The following is a 20,255-nucleotide window of genomic DNA, read 5'->3' on the forward strand; positions in this document are numbered from 1 at the left end:
CTTCAACTCGGGCCCAGCCAACTGTCCATGGGGCGGCGCGGGTTGGTTGGCGGGACCAAGAGCCGCATGGATGCGGCGACATGAGCCTACAGGGACGTACTTGCGGCGGGTCCCGCCGGCCTACCCGCGCTGACCCTATCAGGCATCACCAGCGCCACGCAGTTGAAGCAGCCATCAACTCTCCCCGTTCTTCCTCGCACTCCGCTGCCGGTCGATGCGGAAGATGTAGCGCTGGATCGCGCTGTCGCCGCCGCGCGGGAGGTCGTCGAAGCGCATGCCGATGCGTTTCATTTCGACCCCGTTGGGCAGCTTGACCGCCAACTGGTTGCAGACGACCAGCGAGACATGCAGCGGGCTGCCATCGGGCAGGTCCAGCTGGGCCGCGTAGCGTTTCTGCAGGGAGAACACGTTGCAGTCCACCGGCACCGTGACGGCCAGGCCGCCGCCGCTGATGTCCACCACGCGCAGCTGCAGGATCTCGCTGCGGTCTTCGTTGACCGGGAACTGCAGGTGCGGCGAATCGGTGATCGGCGTTTCCAGCCGATACAGCTCGCGGCGCTGCAGGTGCACCAGCTCCTCGGGGAAGGGCACGCGGAAGGCGACGTGGCCTTCATTGCGCACGCGCTCCAGGCCGTCCAGGCGGAAGCGCACCATCACCCGGTCCAGCTGCGCGAAGCAGAGCAGATGGCCGGCCTCTTCGGCAGCGCGGTTGGAGGTCTCGGAGGGGCTGCCGTCCAGCAACAGCGAATCCTCGTCGTCGTCCAGTTCCAGCACCGCGGTGGGGAAGGACTGGTCGCGGCCGCCCAGATGGGCGTTGATCAACGAACGCTGGTCGATCAGCGCCTGCAGCAACTGCCGGATCTGGCGGGGGTTGCGGACCAGGTACCGGTCATCCGTGCCATCGTCGTGGGTGGCATGGGGTCGGTCGTGTGCGTCGTGGCTGCCTTCGGACATGGAATCTGCTGGGTTGGGCGGGTGCCGGCACGCGTAGATACCGGGGCTCTGTCCGTTTATCGGCAGTAGTTCACATTTATGTAGGGGGAATTGTGTCGCCCCGCGAAGAAGACGGGCGACGGTTTCGGTGTGCGGTTCTGGTGGCGGTCCGGTGAAACGACGACACCCCGCCGGGGCGGGGTGTCGTCTGGCTCACTCGATCACGCAGCGGGCGCGATCAGAACTCCTGCCACTCGGCATCGCTGGCCAGTGCCGGTTCCCGGGTCATAGCCCGGCGCGGTGCGGCGACGACACTGCGCGGCTTGGCCGGGGCGGTGGCTCGCGCTGGGGCAGGCGAACGCACGGCGGCGGATGCGGCCGCCGGCGCCGCGTAGGCCTGCCCGTCCAGCTTGAACAGCGAGACGGCGTCGGTCAGGTGGCCGGCCTGCTCTTCCATGGCGCGGGCGGCGGCGGTGGCTTCTTCCACCAGCGCGGCATTCTGCTGGGTGGTTTCGTCCATCTGCACCACGGTGGTGTTGACCTGCTCGATGCCGGCCGACTGTTCCTGCGAGGCCGCGGAGATCTCGGCCATGATGTCGGTCACGCGCTGCACCGAGGCGACGATCTCGCCCATGGTGGCACCGGCCTGGTTGACCAGCTGCGAGCCCTCGGCCACCTTGCCGACGGACTCGTCGATCAGCCCCTTGATCTCCTTGGCCGCGCCCGCCGAGCGCTGGGCCAGGGTGCGCACTTCGGAGGCGACGACGGCAAAGCCGCGTCCCTGTTCGCCAGCACGTGCGGCTTCCACCGCGGCGTTCAGCGCCAGGATGTTGGTCTGGAACGCGATGCCGTCGATGACGGTGATGATGTCGGCGATGCGGCGCGAGGAGGCGTCGATTTCGTGCATGGTGCTGACCACGCGGCCGACCACTTCGCCGCCCTGCGAGGCCACCGAGTGCGCGCCGATGGCGAGCTGGTTGGCCTGGCGGGCATGCTCGGCGTTCTGGCGTACGGTGGAGGTCAGTTCCTCCATCGAGGCCGCGGTTTCTTCCAGGTTGGCGGCCTGCTGCTCGGTGCGGCGCGACAGGTCGTTGTTGCCGGAGGCGATCTCGCCGGCCGCGGTGCTGATGCTGGAGGAGGCCTGCTGGATGCGGCCGACGATCTGGGTCAGCTGGGCGACCGTGGTGTTGGCATCGTCGCGCATCGCGGCGAACACGCCGTGGAACTCGCCCTGCATGCGCGCGGTCAGGTCGCCGGCGGCGATCGACTGCAGCAGGTGCGAGAGCTGGGACAGGTTGCCGTCGGCGACCTGCATCATGGTGTTGAGGTTTTCGATCATGACCCGGAAGTCGTGCTCGAACCGCAGCGCATCGCCGCGCTGGGTGAAGTCACCGGCCGCCGCCGCCTGGGCCAGCGACTGGATCTGGGTGTTGATCGCCAGCAGGCTGGCCTTGGCCGCATCCATCGACTCGTGCAGGATCGCACGGGTGCCGGGCAGGCGACGGGCGTTCGGCGAGAGGTCGCCGGCGGCGTACTGGTTCAGGACGTTGATCGCGTCCTTGATTGCGTCCAGGTGTTCGAAGATCACCGTATTGACGCCGACGGCCAGCTGGCCGTACACGCCCGGGAAATCTTCCGGGATGCGGTGGCTGATGTCCGGGCCGGCATGCATCTCGACCATCTGCTGGGTCTGCTCGGAGAAGCGACGCAGCATCACCGTCATGTCGCGGGTCGCGGCCAGCATCTTGCCGGCTTCATCCTTGCTGGTGGCCTGGATGTTGACCGACAGATCGCCACGCGCCACCGACTGGATGGCGTGCACGGCCTGGCCCAGCGGGCGCGTGATCACCAGTGAGATCGCCCAGGCGAGCGCGGCGGCGACCAGGGTCAGCAGCACCATGCAGGTGATGATCGCGATCACGCTGGCGTGGTGGGTGGCATTGGCGTCGGCGATGCGGCCGGCCATCAGGCTGTTGCTGTAGGCCCCCAGTTCCTTGAGGTCCTCGAACAACTGGCGGCGTGCTGGACGCGACTTGTTGTCCGACACGTCCTGCGCCAGCACGCTGTCGGCGGCAGCCACGGCCGCGCGCATCTCGGTGTTGGCAGCGAAGTACGCGGTGGCATCGGCGGCCACTTTCGCATACAGCGCGCGTTCGCGGTCGTTGGCGGGCAGGGCGGCATAGGCGGCCAGTTCGTCGTGGACCAGCTTCGACGACGCGTCCATGCGCTTGTTGTAGTCGGCCACCTTGTCGGGCTGGTCGAGCATGCTCAGCTGGGCGAGCTCATAGGTGCGGAGCTCGCCCAGCAGGGAGCGCGCTTCACCCAGGTGCTGCAGACTGGGAATGTTGTTGCCGGCCATCGACACCAGTTCGGCATTGGCGCCGTTGAGGCGGACCAAGGCGAACACGCCCAGGACGACGGTCATCAGCGTGGTGAGGGTGAACCCCACGGCCAACTTGCGGGCGATGGGCAGATCGTGGAACCACTTCATGGCAGGAACTCCGGGCAGGGCGGTGGCGCACAGCCGTGGGGGCGCTGGGCGAAAGATGGAAAGGGACGTGGGGCTGAGCGCGTGAAGAAAATGTCAGCGCTCTCACTCGGGATAGCGGCGCTGCATCGCCGCAACTTGAGCGTTCGATGTCACATTTTTTCATCGGGGCATGCAGCCCCCGATGTTGCCGCGATGGTTGCAGAAGCAAGCAATGGCGGGCGTTGCGAGTGAGTGCCGCGATGTATCCCTCAATACGTCCGCGTATCGACCACGTTCGAGGTCACAGTTTCGTGCAAGGGAGGGTGAGGCATGACGTGTCGTGTCGTGACGACACGGCAAGACAAGACAAGACAAGACAAGACAAGACAAGACAAGACAAGACACGGCCTGCCTGCCGGTGGGCAACGCGTGCGATGACGGTAAATCCACGCCATGCGTGGAGACCGCGCGCAGCGCGGCACAAGCATCCGAAGACGCCAGCCATCGCTCGTGCGGCATGTTTCCGAGGTTCAAGCCAAACCGAAGCGCCTGCTGCAGGCGTTCAAGCGGCCGGAATGAAGAGCATCCACGCATGGCGTAGATCTACCCCGCAGGTGCCGACTACCGTCGGCCGGCACCTGCCGTGCGTTACGCGGCCTGCGGCACCTTGAGCGAGCGCACCAGGCCGCCGATGTCGACGATCAGCGCGACCCGGCCATCGCCGAGAATGGTGGCGCCGGAGACACCGCTGATGCGGCGGTAGTTGTTCTCGATGTTCTTGACCACGACCTGCTGCTGGCCGACCAGTTCGTCCACTTCCAGCGCGATCTTCTGGCCATCGCCTTCAACGACCACAACCAGCGGATCGTCCAGCGCACGCCCGCCGTAGCCGTAGTACTCGCTGAGCGAGAGGATCGGCAGGTACTCGCCACGCACCCGCAGCACGCGGCCTTCGCCGGCCATGGTGCGCACATCGTCGGCCTGCGGCTGCAGCGCCTCCAGCACGTAGGCCAGCGGCAGGATCAGCGTTTCGCCGGCCACCGAGACGGTCATGCCGTCCAGGATCGCCAGGGTCAGCGGCAGGCGGATCAGCACGCGGGTGCCGTTGCCGGCCTGGCTTTCCAGCTGGACTTCGCCACCCAGCGCCTGGATGTTGCGGCGGACCACGTCCATGCCGACGCCACGCCCCGACAGATCCGTGACGGCATCGGCGGTGGAGAAGCCGGGCTGGAAGATCAGGTCCCACACCTGCGAATCGGTGGGGTTGTCCGGCACGCTCAGGCCACGCTCGAGCGCCTTGGACAGGATCTTGTCGCGGTTCAGGCCGCGACCGTCGTCGCTGACTTCGATCACGATGTGGCCGCCCTGATGCGAGGCGGCCAGCGTGATCGTGCCGGTTTCGTCCTTGCCCGCCTCGCGACGCACGTCCGGCATTTCCAGGCCGTGGTCGATCGAATTGCGGACCAGGTGCACGAGCGGATCGGCGATCTTCTCGATCAGGCCCTTGTCCAGCTCGGTGCCTTCGCCGATGGTGCGCAGGCGCACGTGCTTGCCCAGGCGTGAGGACAGATCGCGGACCAGGCGCGGGAAGCGGCGGAACACGGCGTCCACCGGCAGCATGCGCACGCCGATGACCGCTTCCTGCAGATCGCGGGTGTTGCGTTCCAGCAGGTCCAGGCCGGTCAGCAGCTGCTCGGCCTGCGCCGGGTCCAGTGCGTGCGAGACCTGCTTGAGCATGGCCTGGGTGATGACCAGTTCGCCGACCAGGTTGATCAGTGCATCGACCTTGTCGACGCTGACGCGGATCGAGGTCTCGGCTTCATGTGCAGCAGCGGCCGGTGCGGCAGCGGCCGGTGCAGCGGCGACGGCGGCGGCCGGCTTGGCCTCGACCGGCGTGCAGGTGGCCAGGCTCGGCGGTGCGGCCGGACGGATGTCCAGTTCGCAGTCGTCCACCACCCAAGCGAAGGTGTCTTCGATCTTGCTGCGCGGCACCTTGCCGACCAGGCCAAGATCCCACGCCAGGTGGGCCTCGAGCGGATCGAGCTGATCGAAGCCGGGCAGGCGGTCCAAGCGCGCGGCGACCTGCAGCGACCCCAGGTGCTCCAGCTCGCGGATGATGCGCAACGGGTCGTTGCCGCTCATGAACAGCGACGGTGCCGGCACGAAGCCGATCTGCCACGCCTCCGGGGTGTCATCGACCTTGGCGGCGACGACCGGCGCCGCGGCCGCGGCCTGGCCGGACAGCACTGCTTCCAGGCGCGCCTTGACCTCGGCGACCGCCTGCGGATCGGCCGCCTGGCCGTGTTCGGCTTCACGCAGCAGGGCACGCAGCACGTCCACCGACGCCAGCATCGCGTCGACCGCGGCCGGCTCCAGCGCCCGCTTGCCAGCACGCAGTTCGTCCAGCAGCGTTTCCAGCACGTGGGTCAGGGCGGCGATCGCGTCGAAGCCGAACGTGCCGGCGCCCCCCTTGATCGAGTGCGCGGCGCGGAAGACCGAGTTGATGATTTCCGGGTCCTGCTGGCCCGATTCGAGCGCCAGCAGGCCAGCTTCCATCGCATCCAGCCCCTCGCGGCTTTCTTCGAAGAAGGTGGCGTGGAAACGTTGCAGATCCATGCTCATGGTGCGGGGTGTCCAGTTGCGAGGGGAGGGAAGGGTGAAGCGGGATCAGCCCAGGACTTTCTGGACGGTGGCGACCAGCTGTTCCGGATTGAACGGCTTGACCAGCCAGCCGGTCGCACCGGCGGCCTTGCCTTCGGACTTCTTGTCGGCGGCCGATTCGGTGGTCAGCATCAGCATCGGCGTGAACTTGTAGTCCGGCAGCTGGCGCAGTTCACGGATCAGCGCGATGCCGTCCATGTTGGGCATGTTGACGTCGGTGACCACCGCGTTGAAGCGTTGGCCCTTGGCACGACCGAGGGCGACCGCGCCGTCTTCGGCTTCCTCGACGGAAAAGCCGGCCGAGGTGAGGGCGAAAGAGACCATCTGGCGCATCGACGCCGAATCGTCCACCACCAAGATACGTGCGCTCATGCAGCGTTCTCCACAGATTTCAGGTTGTCATGGGGTGCATCCAGGCCGAGGGCCTGGGTGACGCCGAGCAGACGCGCGGCATCACGGAGGGTTGCGGTGCAACCGTGGAATCCGGTGGGATGCCCGGCCTTGCGGCGGGCCTCGACGAATGCGCACAGCACCTGCACCGAGGCGGTATGGATACGGCCGATCTGGCTGGCATCCAGCGTCAGATCGCCGGCCTTATCCACCAGGGGGGCCAAACGGGTTTTCAGCTCGGTGCTGGTCTCGATTCCGAGATCATCACCCAAGGCCACAGTGCTCATCATTGCTCCGGACAAACGGTTCCGAGGTCTATAACGGCCCAAACCAACAAAGCTTTAGCGGAGACCGCGCGCAGCGCGGCACCGGCCTCCGCCACTACGTCAGTTCAGCAGCTGCGTCGCGTCCAGCAGGATCATCGGCTGCGCGCCGCCGCGGGCCACGCCGCGGAACAGATCATTGGAGATCTGGCAGATGCGGGCGGTGTCCGGGGGCTCGATCTGGGAGTCGGTGAGGTTGGCGACATCCTCGACCGCCGACACGCGCAGGCCCATGGTTTCGCCGTTCTCTTCCAGCACCACGATGCGGGTATTGGCATCGTTGCCGGCCGCGCTGCTGCCCAGGTGGATGCCGAGGTCCATCACCGGCACCACCTGGCCACGCAGGTTCATGATGCCCAGCATCGCCGGCGAGGTGCCGCGCAGCGGCAGCAGCGGGACCGGCAGGACCACTTCCTGGACCTTGAGCAGCTCCAGCGCGTAGGCCTGGGCGCCACACCGCAGGCGCAGCCAGCGCGAGGTCCGTTCGGCGGCGCGGCGGTTCTCGCGTGGGCTCGAGGCCGGGTCGCGTGCCTGCCGCTGCAGCTCCTCCCAGCTGCCGGGTCGGCTCTGTGCCAGCGAGGGAGCGTTGGCACGGGCGCTTGTGGCGGCCAGCATGGGCGCCATGGCCGGCATCGAGCGCGCTGCCGGTGCACGTGCGGCCGGTGCCGGAGCAGGCGTGGGCGCGACGACCGGTGCGGGTGGCGCAACCGGTGGGGCGACGGCAGCCACGGGGCCGGTTTCGTAGACGACCTCGGGTGGCAGGTCGTCCCAGCTCGGGCGGGCCTCGTCCGCGGGCGCGGGCATGGCGCCGCTGAGGAGCGGGTCGTTGCGGAGTTCGTCGAGCAGGTCGTCGAAGCCAGGGGCTGCGACGGGTGCCGCCGCGATCGCAGCATCCGTTTCAGCCGCCGCCTCGACCACCGCAGGGGTGGCAGACAGGGTCATCGCGCCGCTCAGCAGCGGATCGTTGCGCAGTTCGTCCAGCAGGTCATCGAAGCCTGGGGTGATGACCTCTTCAGCCGCGGCGGGCGCCGCTGCAGTGATGGTCGCATCGACCGTTGCAGGTTCAGCCTCGAGTGCTTCGACAGCTTCGACAGTTTCCACAGCGTCGGCAGCTGCAACGGGCATCGAAGCCTCCGCCGGCGCCGGCATCGCGTCGCCCAGCAGCTGCTCCAGGTAGTCGTCGAGTACGCCGGCGGTGTTCATGCCGCGCGCTCCATCTGCTGCGCGTCGTCGGCCAGGATCCATTCCAGTGCGCGGCGATAGGCGGCCAGGCCGCGGCCGGGGTAATCCCCGGACTGCGCCGGCACGGTCAGGCTGGCGGCGTTGCAGATGCGGGTATCGACCGGGATCGCATCTTCCCAGACGCGGTGGCCGTGTTTGTCCTGCATCTGCTTGACGGTTTCGTTGCCGGCGCGCGTGCGGCGGTCGAACAAGGTGGGCAGGATCGACATCGGCAGGGGGCGGCGGCGCGAGCGCTCGACCATCTCGCCGGTACGGACCATGCCGTCCAGTCCGTGCAGTGCCAGCGGCTCGGCCTGGGTCGGGATGATCAGGCGGTCGGCTGCGGCCAGTGCGTTGATCATCAACAGGCCCAGGGTGGGCGCGCAGTCGAGCAGGATGTAGTCATGCTGGCCCTGGTGGCGGCCGAGCGCATTCTGCAGGGCCAGGCCGAGGCCCGGCTGGTTGGCGCTGCGGCGTTCCAGGGTGGCCAGGGCCGCCTGTGCGCACACGTAGTCCAGGCCCGGAATGTCGCTGGGGTGGGCGAGGGTGGAGAGCTCGGCCGGCGGCGCGCCGAACAGTTCCAGCACGCCCTGCGGCGGCGGATCCAGCGCGACGCCGAAGGCGCGGGTCAGCGACGAATGCGGATCCAGATCGATCAACAGCACGCGGTGGCCCTGCGCGGCCAGGCCGCGGCCGAGCGCGAGCGTCGTGGTGGTCTTGCCCACGCCGCCTTTCTGATTGGCAACAGCCCAGATACGCATGCGGTTCACTCCTTCATTGCGGGCGGAACGGCGGCGCCAACGCGGCTGCCGGCCGGCACCGGTGGCAACTGCACCGGTGCGATGGGGGTAACAGGGGTGCCAGTGGCAGGTGCCTTGGCGGCATCGGCGGCGTCGGCATCGGCACTGAGCCGGTCGGTGATCGGGTCGATGCCCTGCGCGGTATCGGCCAGGATGATCACCATCACTCGCCGGTTGCGGTTGCGGCCTTCGGCGCTGGCGTTGTCTTCGCGGGGGCGGAACTGGCCATAGCCGACCATCGCCAGCCGTGCCGGCTGCAGGCCTTGGTCGGCGAACAGATGCACCACGCTGGCCGCGCGCCCGGCCGAGAGTTCCCAGTTGGACGGGAACAGCGAGGTGGCGATCGGGATGTTGTCGGTGTGGCCTTCCACGCGCACGCCATTGGGCGCATCGCGCAGCACTTCGGCCAGTTTGGAGAGGGTGTCGCGTGCGTGCACGTCCAGCGTGGCCGAACCGGTCGGGAACAGGATGTCGCTGTTGATCTCGACCTCGATCCACAGCTCGGTGCGGCGCACGGTGATCATCCCGCGTTCGATCAGCGGCGCCAGCGTGGCGGTGAGCTTGTCGGCGATGCCGTTGAGCTGGCGCTCGGCACGCTGCAGCTGTTCCTGGTTGCGGATCGAGACCGGCATGCGCATCTGCGAGGCCATCGCCGGCAGCAGGGTCGGGTCGTTGGTCGGCGCCGGTGCGGAGGGGCCGATCTTGGTGCCGGCCCTGATCACCGAGGGGCTGTCCCAGCCGCCGCCCTGGACCTGCTGGTTGCCGACCTGGACCGGGTTGATCGTGCGCGGCGCGCCGCCGAACGCGGTGGTCAGCGCATCGGCCATGATCCGGTACTTGCCCTCGTTGAGCGAGGAGATGGCGTACATCACCACGAAGAAGGCGAGCAGCAGCGTCATGAGGTCGGCATAGGGGATCGCCCAGGCCTCATGGTTGGCATGTTCTTCGTGGTGCTTGCGACGGGCCATGTCAGTGCAGGAACCCGGACAGGTTGGTTTCGATGTTGCGCGGGTTCTCACCCTGGGCGATCGAGATCAGGCCTTCGATGATCATTTCGCGGTCGCGGCTGTTGTGGTGGATCACGCTCTTGAGCTTGGCCGACACCGGCAGGAACAGCAGGTTGGCCGAGGCGATGCCGTAGATGGTGGCGGTGAACGCCGCCGCGATGCCGTGGCCGAGCTTGCTCGGGTCGGCGAGGTTCTTCATCACCGCGATCAGGCCGAGCACGGCGCCGATGATGCCCAGGGTCGGCGCATAGATGCCCATGCCCTCGAACACCTTGGAGGCGGCCAGATCCTGGCTCTCCTGGCTGCTCAGTTCGATTTCCATCATGTGCCGGATGGTCTCCGGCTCCACGCCATCGACCAGCAACTGCAGGCCTTTGCGCAGGAACGGATCGTCCTGGGCGTCGACCTGGGCTTCCAGGCCGAGCAGGCCCTGGCGGCGGGCGATGTTGCTCCACTCCACGATCTGCTGGATCAGCTCGCGGCGGTCGCTGCTCGGCGGCAGGATCACCCAGCGCACGATCTTGAAGGCGTGCTTGAACACGGCCGGCGAGGTATGCAGCAGGATCGAGGCGATGGTGCCGACGATGACGATCACGAAGGCGGCCGGCGACCACAGCGACGCCAGACCGGCCCCCTTGAGGATGCTGCCGCCGACCAGCGAGGCCAAGGCGAGGAAAAGTCCAATGAGGCTGAGTCTGTCCATGGGTCCGTTATCGGCTTGTGTGAATGGGACTTGAGACGCCGAAGGAATCCAGTGATGCGGCGGTCACACTTTCACGGGATCAATCGTGGTGTGTGCGCAGCCCGTCCACGTCCAGGATCAGCGCCATCCGGCCGTCGCCGATCAGGGTGGCACCGGCATAGCCGCGCAGCCCGCGCAGGGTCTTGGGCAGTGGCTTGATCACCACTTCCTCGCGGCCACGCACCTGGTCGACCACCAGGCCGAAGCGGGCTTCGCCGGCCTGCAGCACCACGATGGTCAGCAGCGAGGACGGCATCGGCTCCACATCGAGCCAATGGCGCAGGTCGACCAGGGCCAGCGTGTGCGATTTGCGGTCCAGCACGGCACGGCCGTCGAACCAGCCCAGTGAGGTGTTGGGGGCATGCAGCACCTCCATCACGCGGGCCAGGGGCAGGGCGTAGACGTCCTCGCCGGCCTGCACCAGCAGGGTCGGCAGGATCGCCAGGGTGAGCGGCACGCGGATCATGAAGCGGCTGCCACGGCCGAGCTCGGACTGGATCTGGATCTGGCCGCTCAGCTCGCGGATGCGCGACTGGACCACGTCCATGCCCACGCCGCGGCCGGAGATGTCGGTGACCTGCTGCTTGGTCGAGAAGCCGGGCAGGAACACCAGGTGCAGGCACTCCTCGCTGCTTAGGCGGGCGGCGGCTTCGGGGTCGATCAAGCCCTTCTCGCGCGCCTTCTGGCGCAGGCGTTCGGGATCGATGCCGGCGCCGTCGTCCTGCACTTCGATGCTGACGTAGTCGCCTTCCTGCTGGGCCGAGAGCCGCACATGGCCGCTGCGCGGCTTGCCCTGCGCCTCGCGCAGGTCCGGCATCTCCACGCCGTGGTCGATCGCGTTGCGGACGAGGTGCACCAGCGGATCGGCCAGCGCCTCGACCAGGTTGCGGTCGAGTTCGGTTTCCGCGCCGATCAGCTCCAGCTCGACTTCCTTCTTGAGCGAACGCGCGACATCGCGTGCCACCTTGGGGAAGCGCGAGAACACCTTGCCGACCGGCTGCATGCGGGTGCGCATGACCGCCGACTGCAGGCGCGCGGTGGCGATGTCCAGCGTGGACACGGCGCGGTCGAGCTCTTCATCGTGCAGGCGAGCGCGCAGAGTCTTGAGCCGGTTGCGCGACAGCACGAGCTCGCCGATCAGGTTGACGATGGCATCCAGGCGCTTGGTATCCACGCGCACGGTGTGCTCGGCTTCGGCAACCGGTTTGGCCGGTGCCGGCTTGGCCATCGGCGCCGGCGGGGCGGCCACGGCACGCGGAGCCGGTGCGGCGGCGGCGGCCTTGGCACCGGGAACGGCGCCACCGTGGAGCTGGTCGAGCAGGGCTTCGAACTCGTCCTCGCCGATCAGGCCGTCATCCTTCTTCGGGGCCGCGATGGCGGTCGGTGCGGCCCCGCCATGCAACTGGTCGAGCAACGCTTCGAACTCATCATCGGTGATCATCTCGCCGCCGCTGCTGGCCGTGGTGGCGGCCGCAGGCGCCGGCGTGGCCGGCCCGTTGACATCGAACTGGGCGATCAGCTCCGGCGGGGCATAGCCCGGCTCGGTGCCGGCCGAGACCGAGTCGAGCATCGACTGCAGGTAATCCAGTGACTGCTGGGCTGCATCGAAGTGGTGGGCCTGCAGTGTGGCCTGGCCGGAGCGTGCCATGCCGAGGGTTTCCTCGGCGGCGTGGCACAGCTCGACCATCGCCTGGATGCCGAGGAAGCCGGCACCGCCCTTGAGCGTGTGGAAGCCCCGGAACACGGCGTTGAGCTGGTCGGTGTCCTGGGGCGCCTGCTCCAGCGACACCAGCTGTTCGCCGAGGCGGTCCAGGATTTCCTGGGCCTCGAGGATGAAGTCGGCAGCGATATCGTCTGGAACAGCACTCATGAGCGTTACAGTCCCAGGTCCGAAAGCAGGTCGTCGGCGTCGTTCTGTGACACCGCGTGGCGATCCAGGCCGTTCACGGCCGGGCCGGCCAGGCCGTTGTTGTCGCGCTTCTTTTCGTCGTCCTGCGGCGGCAGGCCGAGCGCGCCGAAGCCCTCGTGCACGCGACGCACGATCCCGACCACGCGGCGGATGATCTGCCCGGTGAGGTCCTGATAGCTCTGCGTCAGCGCGATTTCGGTGAGGTTGTGGCGGATCCGGTCCAGCTGCTGGCCCTGGTCGGGCGTCAGCCCGTTGGCACGCAGCTGCTCGGTGAGCGAGCGGCATTCCTCCGCCAGGTCCAGGGTACGGTGGGTGGCCTGTTCGGTCATCGCCACCACGTGATCCAGGCGCGCGCAGGCGTCATCCAGCTCGCCGGCTTCGCTGGGCAGGCTGGGCAGATCGCCCAGGGCCTGGCCGAGCTCGCGGGCCAGGCGGTTCAGGCCGGCCATCATCGGCTGCGTGCGCAGCGCGGCCAGTGCGTCGATTTCCCGGCGCCAACCGGCTTCGTCACCACTTTCCAGTGCGGCAAGGGCGTCCTGCAGGCGCTGCACCAGCGCGGATTTGTCGCTCAGGGTTTCCATCAGGCGCTCGCCGCCAGGCGTTCGAAGATCTTGCCGAGCTTTTCTTCCAGGGTCTGGGCGGTGAACGGCTTGATGATGTAGCCGTTCACGCCGGCCTGTGCCGCTTCGATGATCTGCTCGCGCTTGGCTTCAGCGGTCACCATCAGCACCGGCAGGGTCTTGAGCTTGGCGTCGGCACGCACGGCCTTGAGCAGGTCGATGCCGGTCATCACCGGCATGTTCCAGTCGGTGACCACGAAATCGAATGGCTGGCTCTGCAACATCGCCAGCGCGGCATGCCCGTCCTCGGCTTCGGCCGTATTGGTGAAGCCCAGATCGCCCAGCAGGTTCTTGACGATACGACGCATGGTCGAGAAGTCGTCGACGATCAGGATACGCATGTTCTTGTTCAAAGCACTTTCCTCGATTTCAATGGTTCTCGAGGCCGGCGTCGGCCGCCTCGAAGATCTTCAGCCGGCCCCGCAGGCGCAGCACGGCCTGGCCATGGATCTGGCACACGCGCGATTCGCTGACACCCAACACGGCGCCGATCTCTTTCAGGTTCAGTTCCTGCTCGTAGTACAGCGAGAGCACCAGCTGTTCGCGCTCGGGCAGCAGGCCGATCGCGTTGCCCAGCTCGCGCCCGAACTCACCGCGCTCCAGTACCTGCTGCGGGGTCGGGCCGCCCTGGGCGACGGTATCCAGCTCGCCCTGGTCTTCGATCCGCGATTCCAGGCTCAGCACCTGGCCGCGCGAGGCGTCCTCCATCAGGCGCAGGTAGTCCGGCAACGGCATGTCCATCGCGGCGGCCACTTCGGTGGCGCTGGCGGCGCGGCCGGTGCTCTGCTCCAGCCGGCGGATGGTCGCGGCGGCATCGCGGGCGCGGCGGTGTACCGAGCGCGGCACCCAGTCGCCGCGGCGGATCTCGTCGATCATCGAGCCGCGGATGCGGATCGAGGCATAGGTCTCGAACGAGGCGCCCTGGTCGGCGTCATAGCTGCGCGAGGCCTCGATCAGGCCCATCATGCCGGCCTGGATCAGGTCATCGACCTCCACGCTGGCCGGCAGGCGTGCCGCCAGATGGTGGGCGATGCGGCGGACCAGGTCGGAGTGCTGGGCAATGCACTCGTTGGCCGCGGTCCGCTGGACTTCTTTGTATTGTGCTGCGCCCTTCATGCCGTCACCCCGCGTTGCTTGAGGATGCGTTCGAGGAAGAACTCGACCCCGCCACGCGGCTCGGTCGGGGCCTGCCAGCGCGCGGTACGGCGCGCGATTTCGGTCAATGCCAGCGCCGACGGGCTGGACGGATAGGCTTTCACCACCGGCTGCTGGCGCTGCACCGACAGGCGCAGCCAGTCGTCCTGCGGCACGCAGCCCAGGTAGTTCAGCGAGACATCGGCGAGGAACTTGTCGCAGACGCGGGTCAGCTTTTCGTAGAGCACGCGGCCTTCGTTCGGGTCGCGGACCATGTTGGCCACGACCTGGATGCGATCCACGCCGCGTTCGCGCGAAAGCACCTTGATCAGCGCGTAGGCATCGGTGATCGAGGCCGGCTCATCGCAGACCACCACCACGGTGTCCTGCGCGGCCTGGCAGAAGGTCAGCACGCCATCGGTGATGCCGGCGGCGGTGTCCACGATCATGATGTCCAGCTCGCGTTCGAGCTCGGAGAACACGTTGACCAGGCCGACGTGCTCGGCCGGCTGCAGTTCGGCCATGTGGCGGCGGCCGGACGCGGCCGGGACCACCAGCACGCCACCGGGGCCTTCCATGATCACTTCTTCCAGGGTGCACCGCCCGGCGACGAGGTCGGCCAGGGTCACCTTCGGCTGCAGGCCCAGGATCACGTCGATGTTGGCCAGGCCGAGGTCGGCGTCCAGCAGCAGCGTGCGTTTGCCCATGTCCGCCAGCGCCACGGCCAGATTGGCCGAAACGTTCGTTTTGCCCACGCCGCCCTTGCCGCCGGTGACGGCGATGGTGCGGACCGGGCCCAGCGGCTGGCTTCGGGTAGCCGACAACGGGAAGGTCTTGGTCAGCTTGGCGTACTCACGCGACGGCATGGTTCAACTCCGGGTTGCAGGGCATATCGGCCGCGCGGCGCAAATCTTCAAGGCGAAGTACAAGATTGGCCGCACTGGCACGGTGCAGGTCTTCGGGAACGTCCTGGCCATCGGTGACCCAGGTGATCGGCAGGCGGTGATCCACGGCCACCGACAGGGCGGTGCCAAAGCGGCCGGTCTCGTCCAGCTTGCTCAGCACCACGCCCTGCGGGTTGGCGGCGCTGAAGCGGCGGACGACCTCGTCCATGTCACCGAAACTGGTGTTGGCCGGCAGCACCAGCAGGGTGCGGATCTGCTCGGCGGCGCGCAGCCACTGCAGCTGGGCGGCCAGGGCGCGGTCGCGCGGGCCCAGCCCGGCGGTGTCGATCAGGACCAGCTTGTAGTCCTTCAGGCGCTCCAGCAGCTGGTTCAGATCGCTGCCGCTGCTGGCCTCATGGACCGCGATGCCGAGCTGGCGGCCGAAGCCGTACAGCTGCTCGCGGGCACCGATGCGGCCGGTGTCGGTGGTGACCAGGGCGACGTCGCGGGCGGCGTGCGCTTCGGCGAAGCGCGAGGCCAGCTTGGCGATGGTGGTGGTCTTGCCGGCGCCGGTGGGGCCGACCAGGGCGATCACGCCGCCGGCTTCGAGCGGGTCGACCGGGGCGATCGGCAGCTTCTTGGAGAGCAGGCCGAGCATCAGGCCGCGGCCGCGGTGGGCTTCGGTATCCAGCGGAATCTGCATGGCCACGTCGCGGCTGATGCCGGCGTCGAAGCCGTACTCGTCCATCAGGTCCAGCGCGGCGGCACGGACCGGCGAGCCACGCAGGCGTTCGTCGGTGAAGCGGTGCATCTCGCGCTCGATGACGTGGCGCATGCCGGCCACTTCGTGGCGCAGCTGGCGGATTTCTTCGTCGTCGCGCGGGACCACGATCAGTTCCGGCACGCTGGCCACGACCGGTGCCGCGTCATTGGCGGCGGTGCCGACGGTCGCGGCGATCGGCAGCGCCGGCGGCAGGGTCGCGGCCACGACCGGCATCGGCGCCAGGGCGGCGGCGGCCGGCACGGCGGTCTCGTCCACCTCCTCCAGCGGCGGATCGATGACGAAGCGGGCGCGGTTGATCGGGGCCGGTGCGGCGACCTCGTGCGGCAGGGCCGGCGAAGCGGCGGCGGCCTGTTCGACATTGAACGGCGCGAAGATCTGCTCCGGCAGCGACGGTTCGTTGACGGCAGGGCTGACGCTGGCGCGGGCCAGGGTGGCCGCGAAGCCATCGCTGCCGCGCTGCGGGACGCTTTCGTTGGCGGTATCGAGCGTACGGCCGGTCGCGCCGACGGCGGCGCGCGCCAGCGCGGCCACGGCCGAGGTGGTGGCGGCCACCGGTTCCGGCGTGGCGACCGGGGCCTTGCGGCGGGTCACGGCGGCGATCACGGCATCGGCGGCGCTGCGGGGGCGCGGTGCCGGCGCCGGGGCGACGTCCTTGCGGGCCGCTTCCAGTGCACGCTGCACGGCGCTTTCGTCATAGTTGGCCGCCGCCACGATCTCGACGCCTTCCTCGATCCGGCGGTTGGACAGGATGACTGCGTCCGGACCGTGTTCCTTGCGCACCAGGTTCATGGCCGAGCGCATATCGGAGGCGACGAAGCGTTTGATTTTCATGCTGTGGTACCGGGACTGGGGCGGCGGAGTGGTGGAAGGGAAACGCTGGTTGTCGGTGGTCTGCACGGTCAGGGAGTCCCTTTATTTCCTGCTGCGGTGAAATCGAATGAGGTGTCTGTTTTCTGTCGCGGTGCCGTCGGAGGTCCGGCTCAACTGATCGTGCCGACCAGCTTCAACCGTTTGTCCTCGGGCACCTCGCTGTAGGCGAGTACGGACAGCGAGGGGACGCTGTGGCGTACCAGCCGTGCCAGCGCGGCACGTACCGGGCCGGGCACCAGCACGACCGCGGGCTCGTTCTTCGCTTCCTGCTTGCCGACACATTCGGCCAGGCTTTGATGCAGTCGCTCGGCGAGTCCGGGTTCCAGCGCGGCGCCGTTGCCCTGTGTGGACTCCTGCAAGACGCGTTCCAGTTGCGGGTTGAGGGTGAAGACCGGCAGCTCGGGCGACATCCCGGCGATCTCCTGCACGATGAAACGGCCCAGCGCGTTGCGCACGGCGGCGGTCAGCACGGCCGGGTCCTGGCTGGTCGGCGCGCTTTCCACCAGCGATTCGACGATCTTGCGCAGCTGGCGGATCGGAATGCGCTCGATCAGCAGGTTCTGCAGCACCCGCACCACCGCCGACAGCGGCAGCGACTTCGGCGTCAGATCTTCGACCAGCTTCGGTGCACTCTTGGCCAGGTTGGCCAGCAGCTGCTGCACTTCTTCGTGACCGAGCAGTTCCGGGGCGTGCTCGCGGATCAGGTGCGACAGATGGGTGGCGACCACGGTGGCCGGGTCGACCACGGTGTAGCCCATCGATTCGGCATTGGCGCGCTGGTGCGGCTGGATCCAGGTGGCATCCAGGCCGAAGGCGGGATCCTTGCCGGCGATGCCTTCCAACGTGCCCAGGGCACTGCCCGGGTCCAGCGCGAGTTCGCGGTCCGGATGGATCTCGGCGGTCGCCACCGGCACGCCGTGGATCAGCAGGCGATACGCGCTCGCCGGCAGTTCCAGGTTGTCGCGGATGTGGACGGAGGGAATCAGGAAGCCGATGTCGTGGGTGAGCTTGCGGCGCACGCCCTTGATCCGGGCCATCAGTTCGCCGCCCTGGTTCTTGTCGACCAGCGGGATCAACCGGTAGCCGACTTCCAGGCCGAGCGGATCGACCGGGCGCAGTTCGTCCCAGGTCAGTTCGGCGGTGGGCGAGGGCGCGGCACCCGGCAGGCCGAGGGTGTCGGGGCGGTTGGCGGCCGGCGATTCGGCGGCGCGGGCTTCGGCCGTGCTCTTCTTCCAGGCCTTCCAGGCGATGAAGCCGAGGATGGCGGCCAGCGTCAAGAAGGCGACGTTGGGCATGCCCGGCACCAGCCCGACCACCGCCAGAATCGCGGCGGCGATGGTCAGCGCGCGGTACTGGCCGAAGACCTGGCTCATCATGGCCTGGGCCATGTCCTGCGAGCGCGAGGCGCGGGTGACCAGCATGGCCACCGCCGAGGACACCAGCAGCGCCGGCAGCTGGGCGACCAGGCCGTCACCGATGGAGAGCAGGGTGTAGGTCGCCGCGGCATCGCCGAACGGCATGCCGTGCTGGAGCACGCCGACCGCCAGGCCACCGACCAGGTTGATGAACAGGATCAGGATGCCGGCGATCGCATCGCCACGGATGAACTTGCTGGCGCCGTCCATCGCGCCGTAGAAGTCGGCTTCCTCGCGGACCTCCTCGCGGCGCGCCTTGGCCTCTTCACGCGTCAGCAAACCGGCGTTGAGATCGGCGTCGATCGCCATCTGCTTGCCGGGCATGGCGTCCAGGATGAAGCGGGCGGTCACTTCGGAGACGCGGCCGGCGCCCTTGGTGATCACCACGAAGTTGATGATGGTCAGGATCGCGAAGACCACGATGCCGACCGCGTAGTTGCCGCCGATCACGAACTCGCCGAACGAGGCGATCACCTTGCCGGCCGCCTCGTGGCCGTTCTGGCCGTTGAGCAGGATCACGCGGGTGGAGGCCACGTTCAGCGCCAGCCGCAGCATCGTGGTGATCAGCAGCACGATCGGGAAGATGGTGAAGTCCAGCGGGCGCTTCACGTACACCACCGCCAGCAGCACCATCAGCGAGATGGCGATGTTGAAGGTGAACAGTGCATCCAGCACCGCCGGCGCCAGCGGCACCACCACCATGGCCAGCAGCGCCAGCACGATCAGCGGGGCACCGAGCCCGTGGCGGATCATGTCCAGTGCGCGGCGCACGTTCATTCCGGCAGGCTGGGCGCTCATGGGCGGCCTCCCTTGCCGAACTCATCGATATCGATGCTGGGCGAGGCCGGCATCGGGCCGGTCCGCCAGCTGCGCAGCTGGTAGACGTAGGAGAGCACCTGGGCCACGGCCGAATACAGTCTCACGGGAATTTCCTTTCCAAGTTGACCTTCCCGATACAAGGCGCGTGCCAAAGGCGGGGCGGAGACGATGGCGACCTTGTTGCCGTCGGCCACTTCACGGATGCGCAGGGCGGTTTCATCCACGCCCAGGGCGACCACGGTGGGCGCGCCCATCTTTCCGCCCTCGTATTTCAGGGCGACCGCGTAATGGGTCGGGTTGACCACCACGACGTCGGCGGTGGGCACCGCTTCCATCATCCGGCGGTTGGACATCTGCTGCTGCAGCTGGCGGATGCGGCCCTTGACCTCGGGGCTGCCCTCGCTTTCCTTCATCTCCCGGCGCAGCTCTTCACGGGTCATCTTCAGCTTGCGCATCCAGTTCCAGCGTTGGTACGGCGCATCGATGGCGGCCAGCAGCATCATCGCGCCGCCGGTGGCCAGCATCAGCTTCAGGGTGAAGCCCAGGCCGTGGACCATGGCGGCCTCCAGCGGCTGGTTGAGCAGGTCGCGCAGCGGGCGGATGCCGTGCCAGACCACCAGCCCGGCCGCGGTGCCGACGAAGGCGATGCGCAGCAGGGATTTGGTGAACTCGGCGATGGCTTCCGGCCCGTACAGCCGCTTCATGCCCGCCATCGGGCTCATGCGCTTGAAGTCCGGCATCATCGCCTTGCCCGACCAGCGCAGCCCGCCCATCACCACGGGCGACAGGAAGCTGGCCAGCAGGCAGATCACGATCAGGGGCCACATGCCCAGCAGCAGCCGCAGCAGCAGCTCGCCGAAGTGGCCGAACAGCGCCTGCGGGTGCAGGCGCAGGCCCGGCTCCGGGCTCAGCGCGAGCTGCATCCAGGTCTTGGCGTTGCGCGCGATGGTGCCGGAGAACGCCATCAGCGCCAGCACACCGGCACCGAACACGGCCGCCGTCGCCAGCTCCCGCGAGCGCGGGATGTTGCCCTGTTCCCGGGCATCGCGCAGGCGTTTTTCGGTGGGTAATTCGGTTTTTTCGCCGGCTTGTTCGTTCTCGGACATCGGGGCGCGATACGGGAGGAGATACCCGGGTCCGTGCAAGAACCATTCCGTGAGCCGCGAGCCAAGGTAGTGCCGGCCGCTGGCCGGCTCCAGGCGCTGCCAGCTGGTCTTCGGGGAGCCGGCAAGCGGCCGGCCCGACCAAAGTGACCCTGCCTCACCCCGCCGAG

At 68.0% G+C, this 20,255-nt stretch carries 17 protein-coding genes; all 17 read right to left on the bottom strand.

The genetic code is table 11. The features are described from left to right. Positions 1 to 174 precede the first annotated feature (174 nt). Positions 175 to 954 (bottom strand): flagellar regulator YcgR PilZN domain-containing protein, encoded by a 780-nt coding sequence (locus ABE473_RS17890; protein WP_346490425.1) that lies wholly within the window; start codon positions 952 to 954, stop codon positions 175 to 177. Positions 955 to 1,171: 217 nt separating this feature from the next. Then, positions 1,172 to 3,424 (bottom strand): methyl-accepting chemotaxis protein, encoded by a 2,253-nt coding sequence (locus tag ABE473_RS17895; RefSeq protein ID WP_346490426.1) that lies wholly within the window; start codon positions 3,422 to 3,424, stop codon positions 1,172 to 1,174. Positions 3,425 to 4,051: 627 nt separating this feature from the next. Beyond that, the gene (locus tag ABE473_RS17900; protein WP_346490427.1) at positions 4,052 to 6,025 is read right to left on the bottom strand and encodes a chemotaxis protein CheA; all 1,974 of its coding nucleotides are present in this window, start codon (positions 6,023 to 6,025) and stop codon (positions 4,052 to 4,054) included. Between the two features lie 45 nt (positions 6,026 to 6,070). Beyond that, positions 6,071 to 6,436 (bottom strand): response regulator, encoded by a 366-nt coding sequence (locus ABE473_RS17905; protein WP_088435039.1) that lies wholly within the window; start codon positions 6,434 to 6,436, stop codon positions 6,071 to 6,073. Further along, entirely contained in the window at positions 6,433 to 6,741 is a 309-nt protein-coding gene (locus tag ABE473_RS17910) for an STAS domain-containing protein (RefSeq protein ID WP_346490428.1), read from the bottom strand. Before ABE473_RS17910 ends, ABE473_RS17905 begins: the two co-directional genes overlap by 4 nt. 99 nt (positions 6,742 to 6,840) lie before the next feature. After that, positions 6,841 to 7,980, bottom strand: coding sequence for a chemotaxis protein CheW (locus ABE473_RS17915; protein WP_346490429.1), 1,140 nt, complete (start codon positions 7,978 to 7,980; stop codon positions 6,841 to 6,843). Beyond that, the gene (locus ABE473_RS17920) at positions 7,977 to 8,759 is read right to left on the bottom strand and encodes a ParA family protein (RefSeq protein WP_176989048.1); all 783 of its coding nucleotides are present in this window, start codon (positions 8,757 to 8,759) and stop codon (positions 7,977 to 7,979) included. The genes ABE473_RS17915 and ABE473_RS17920 overlap by 4 nt, the downstream gene beginning before the upstream one ends. Positions 8,760 to 8,764: 5 nt before the next feature. Then, positions 8,765 to 9,766 (bottom strand): flagellar motor protein MotD, encoded by a 1,002-nt coding sequence (gene motD, locus ABE473_RS17925; RefSeq protein ID WP_346490430.1) that lies wholly within the window; start codon positions 9,764 to 9,766, stop codon positions 8,765 to 8,767. 1 nt (position 9,767) lies between these two features. After that, a complete protein-coding gene (locus tag ABE473_RS17930; protein ID WP_176989046.1) occupies positions 9,768 to 10,508 on the bottom strand; it encodes a flagellar motor protein in 741 nt (246 codons plus the stop codon). Positions 10,509 to 10,587: 79 nt separating this feature from the next. Next, complete coding sequence (locus ABE473_RS17935; protein ID WP_346490431.1) at positions 10,588 to 12,417, bottom strand: chemotaxis protein CheA; 1,830 nt, start codon at positions 12,415 to 12,417, stop codon at positions 10,588 to 10,590. A gap of 5 nt (positions 12,418 to 12,422) precedes the next feature. Next, positions 12,423 to 13,037, bottom strand: a complete 615-nt coding sequence (locus tag ABE473_RS17940; protein WP_346490432.1) for a protein phosphatase CheZ — start codon at positions 13,035 to 13,037, stop codon at positions 12,423 to 12,425. Then, positions 13,037 to 13,429, bottom strand: a complete 393-nt coding sequence (cheY, locus tag ABE473_RS17945) for a chemotaxis response regulator CheY (protein ID WP_019182908.1) — start codon at positions 13,427 to 13,429, stop codon at positions 13,037 to 13,039. Before cheY ends, ABE473_RS17940 begins: the two co-directional genes overlap by 1 nt. Before the next feature lie 16 nt (positions 13,430 to 13,445). Continuing rightward, positions 13,446 to 14,192, bottom strand: coding sequence for an RNA polymerase sigma factor FliA (locus tag ABE473_RS17950; protein WP_019182907.1), 747 nt, complete (start codon positions 14,190 to 14,192; stop codon positions 13,446 to 13,448). Next, complete coding sequence (locus tag ABE473_RS17955; RefSeq protein ID WP_346490433.1) at positions 14,189 to 15,076, bottom strand: MinD/ParA family protein; 888 nt, start codon at positions 15,074 to 15,076, stop codon at positions 14,189 to 14,191. The genes ABE473_RS17950 and ABE473_RS17955 overlap by 4 nt, the downstream gene beginning before the upstream one ends. Further along, entirely contained in the window at positions 15,063 to 16,709 is a 1,647-nt protein-coding gene (flhF, locus tag ABE473_RS17960; RefSeq protein WP_346490434.1) for a flagellar biosynthesis protein FlhF, read from the bottom strand. Before flhF ends, ABE473_RS17955 begins: the two co-directional genes overlap by 14 nt. A 149-nt stretch (positions 16,710 to 16,858) precedes the next feature. Continuing rightward, positions 16,859 to 18,940 (bottom strand): flagellar biosynthesis protein FlhA, encoded by a 2,082-nt coding sequence (gene flhA / locus ABE473_RS17965; RefSeq protein ID WP_179459623.1) that lies wholly within the window; start codon positions 18,938 to 18,940, stop codon positions 16,859 to 16,861. A 17-nt stretch (positions 18,941 to 18,957) separates the two neighbouring features. Further along, a complete protein-coding gene (gene flhB / locus ABE473_RS17970) occupies positions 18,958 to 20,088 on the bottom strand; it encodes a flagellar biosynthesis protein FlhB (RefSeq protein WP_346490435.1) in 1,131 nt (376 codons plus the stop codon). Positions 20,089 to 20,255: the final 167 nt, after the last annotated feature.

The organism is Stenotrophomonas sp. TWI700 (assembly GCF_039673645.1).
GTDB lineage: Bacteria > Pseudomonadota > Gammaproteobacteria > Xanthomonadales > Xanthomonadaceae > Stenotrophomonas > Stenotrophomonas maltophilia_AA.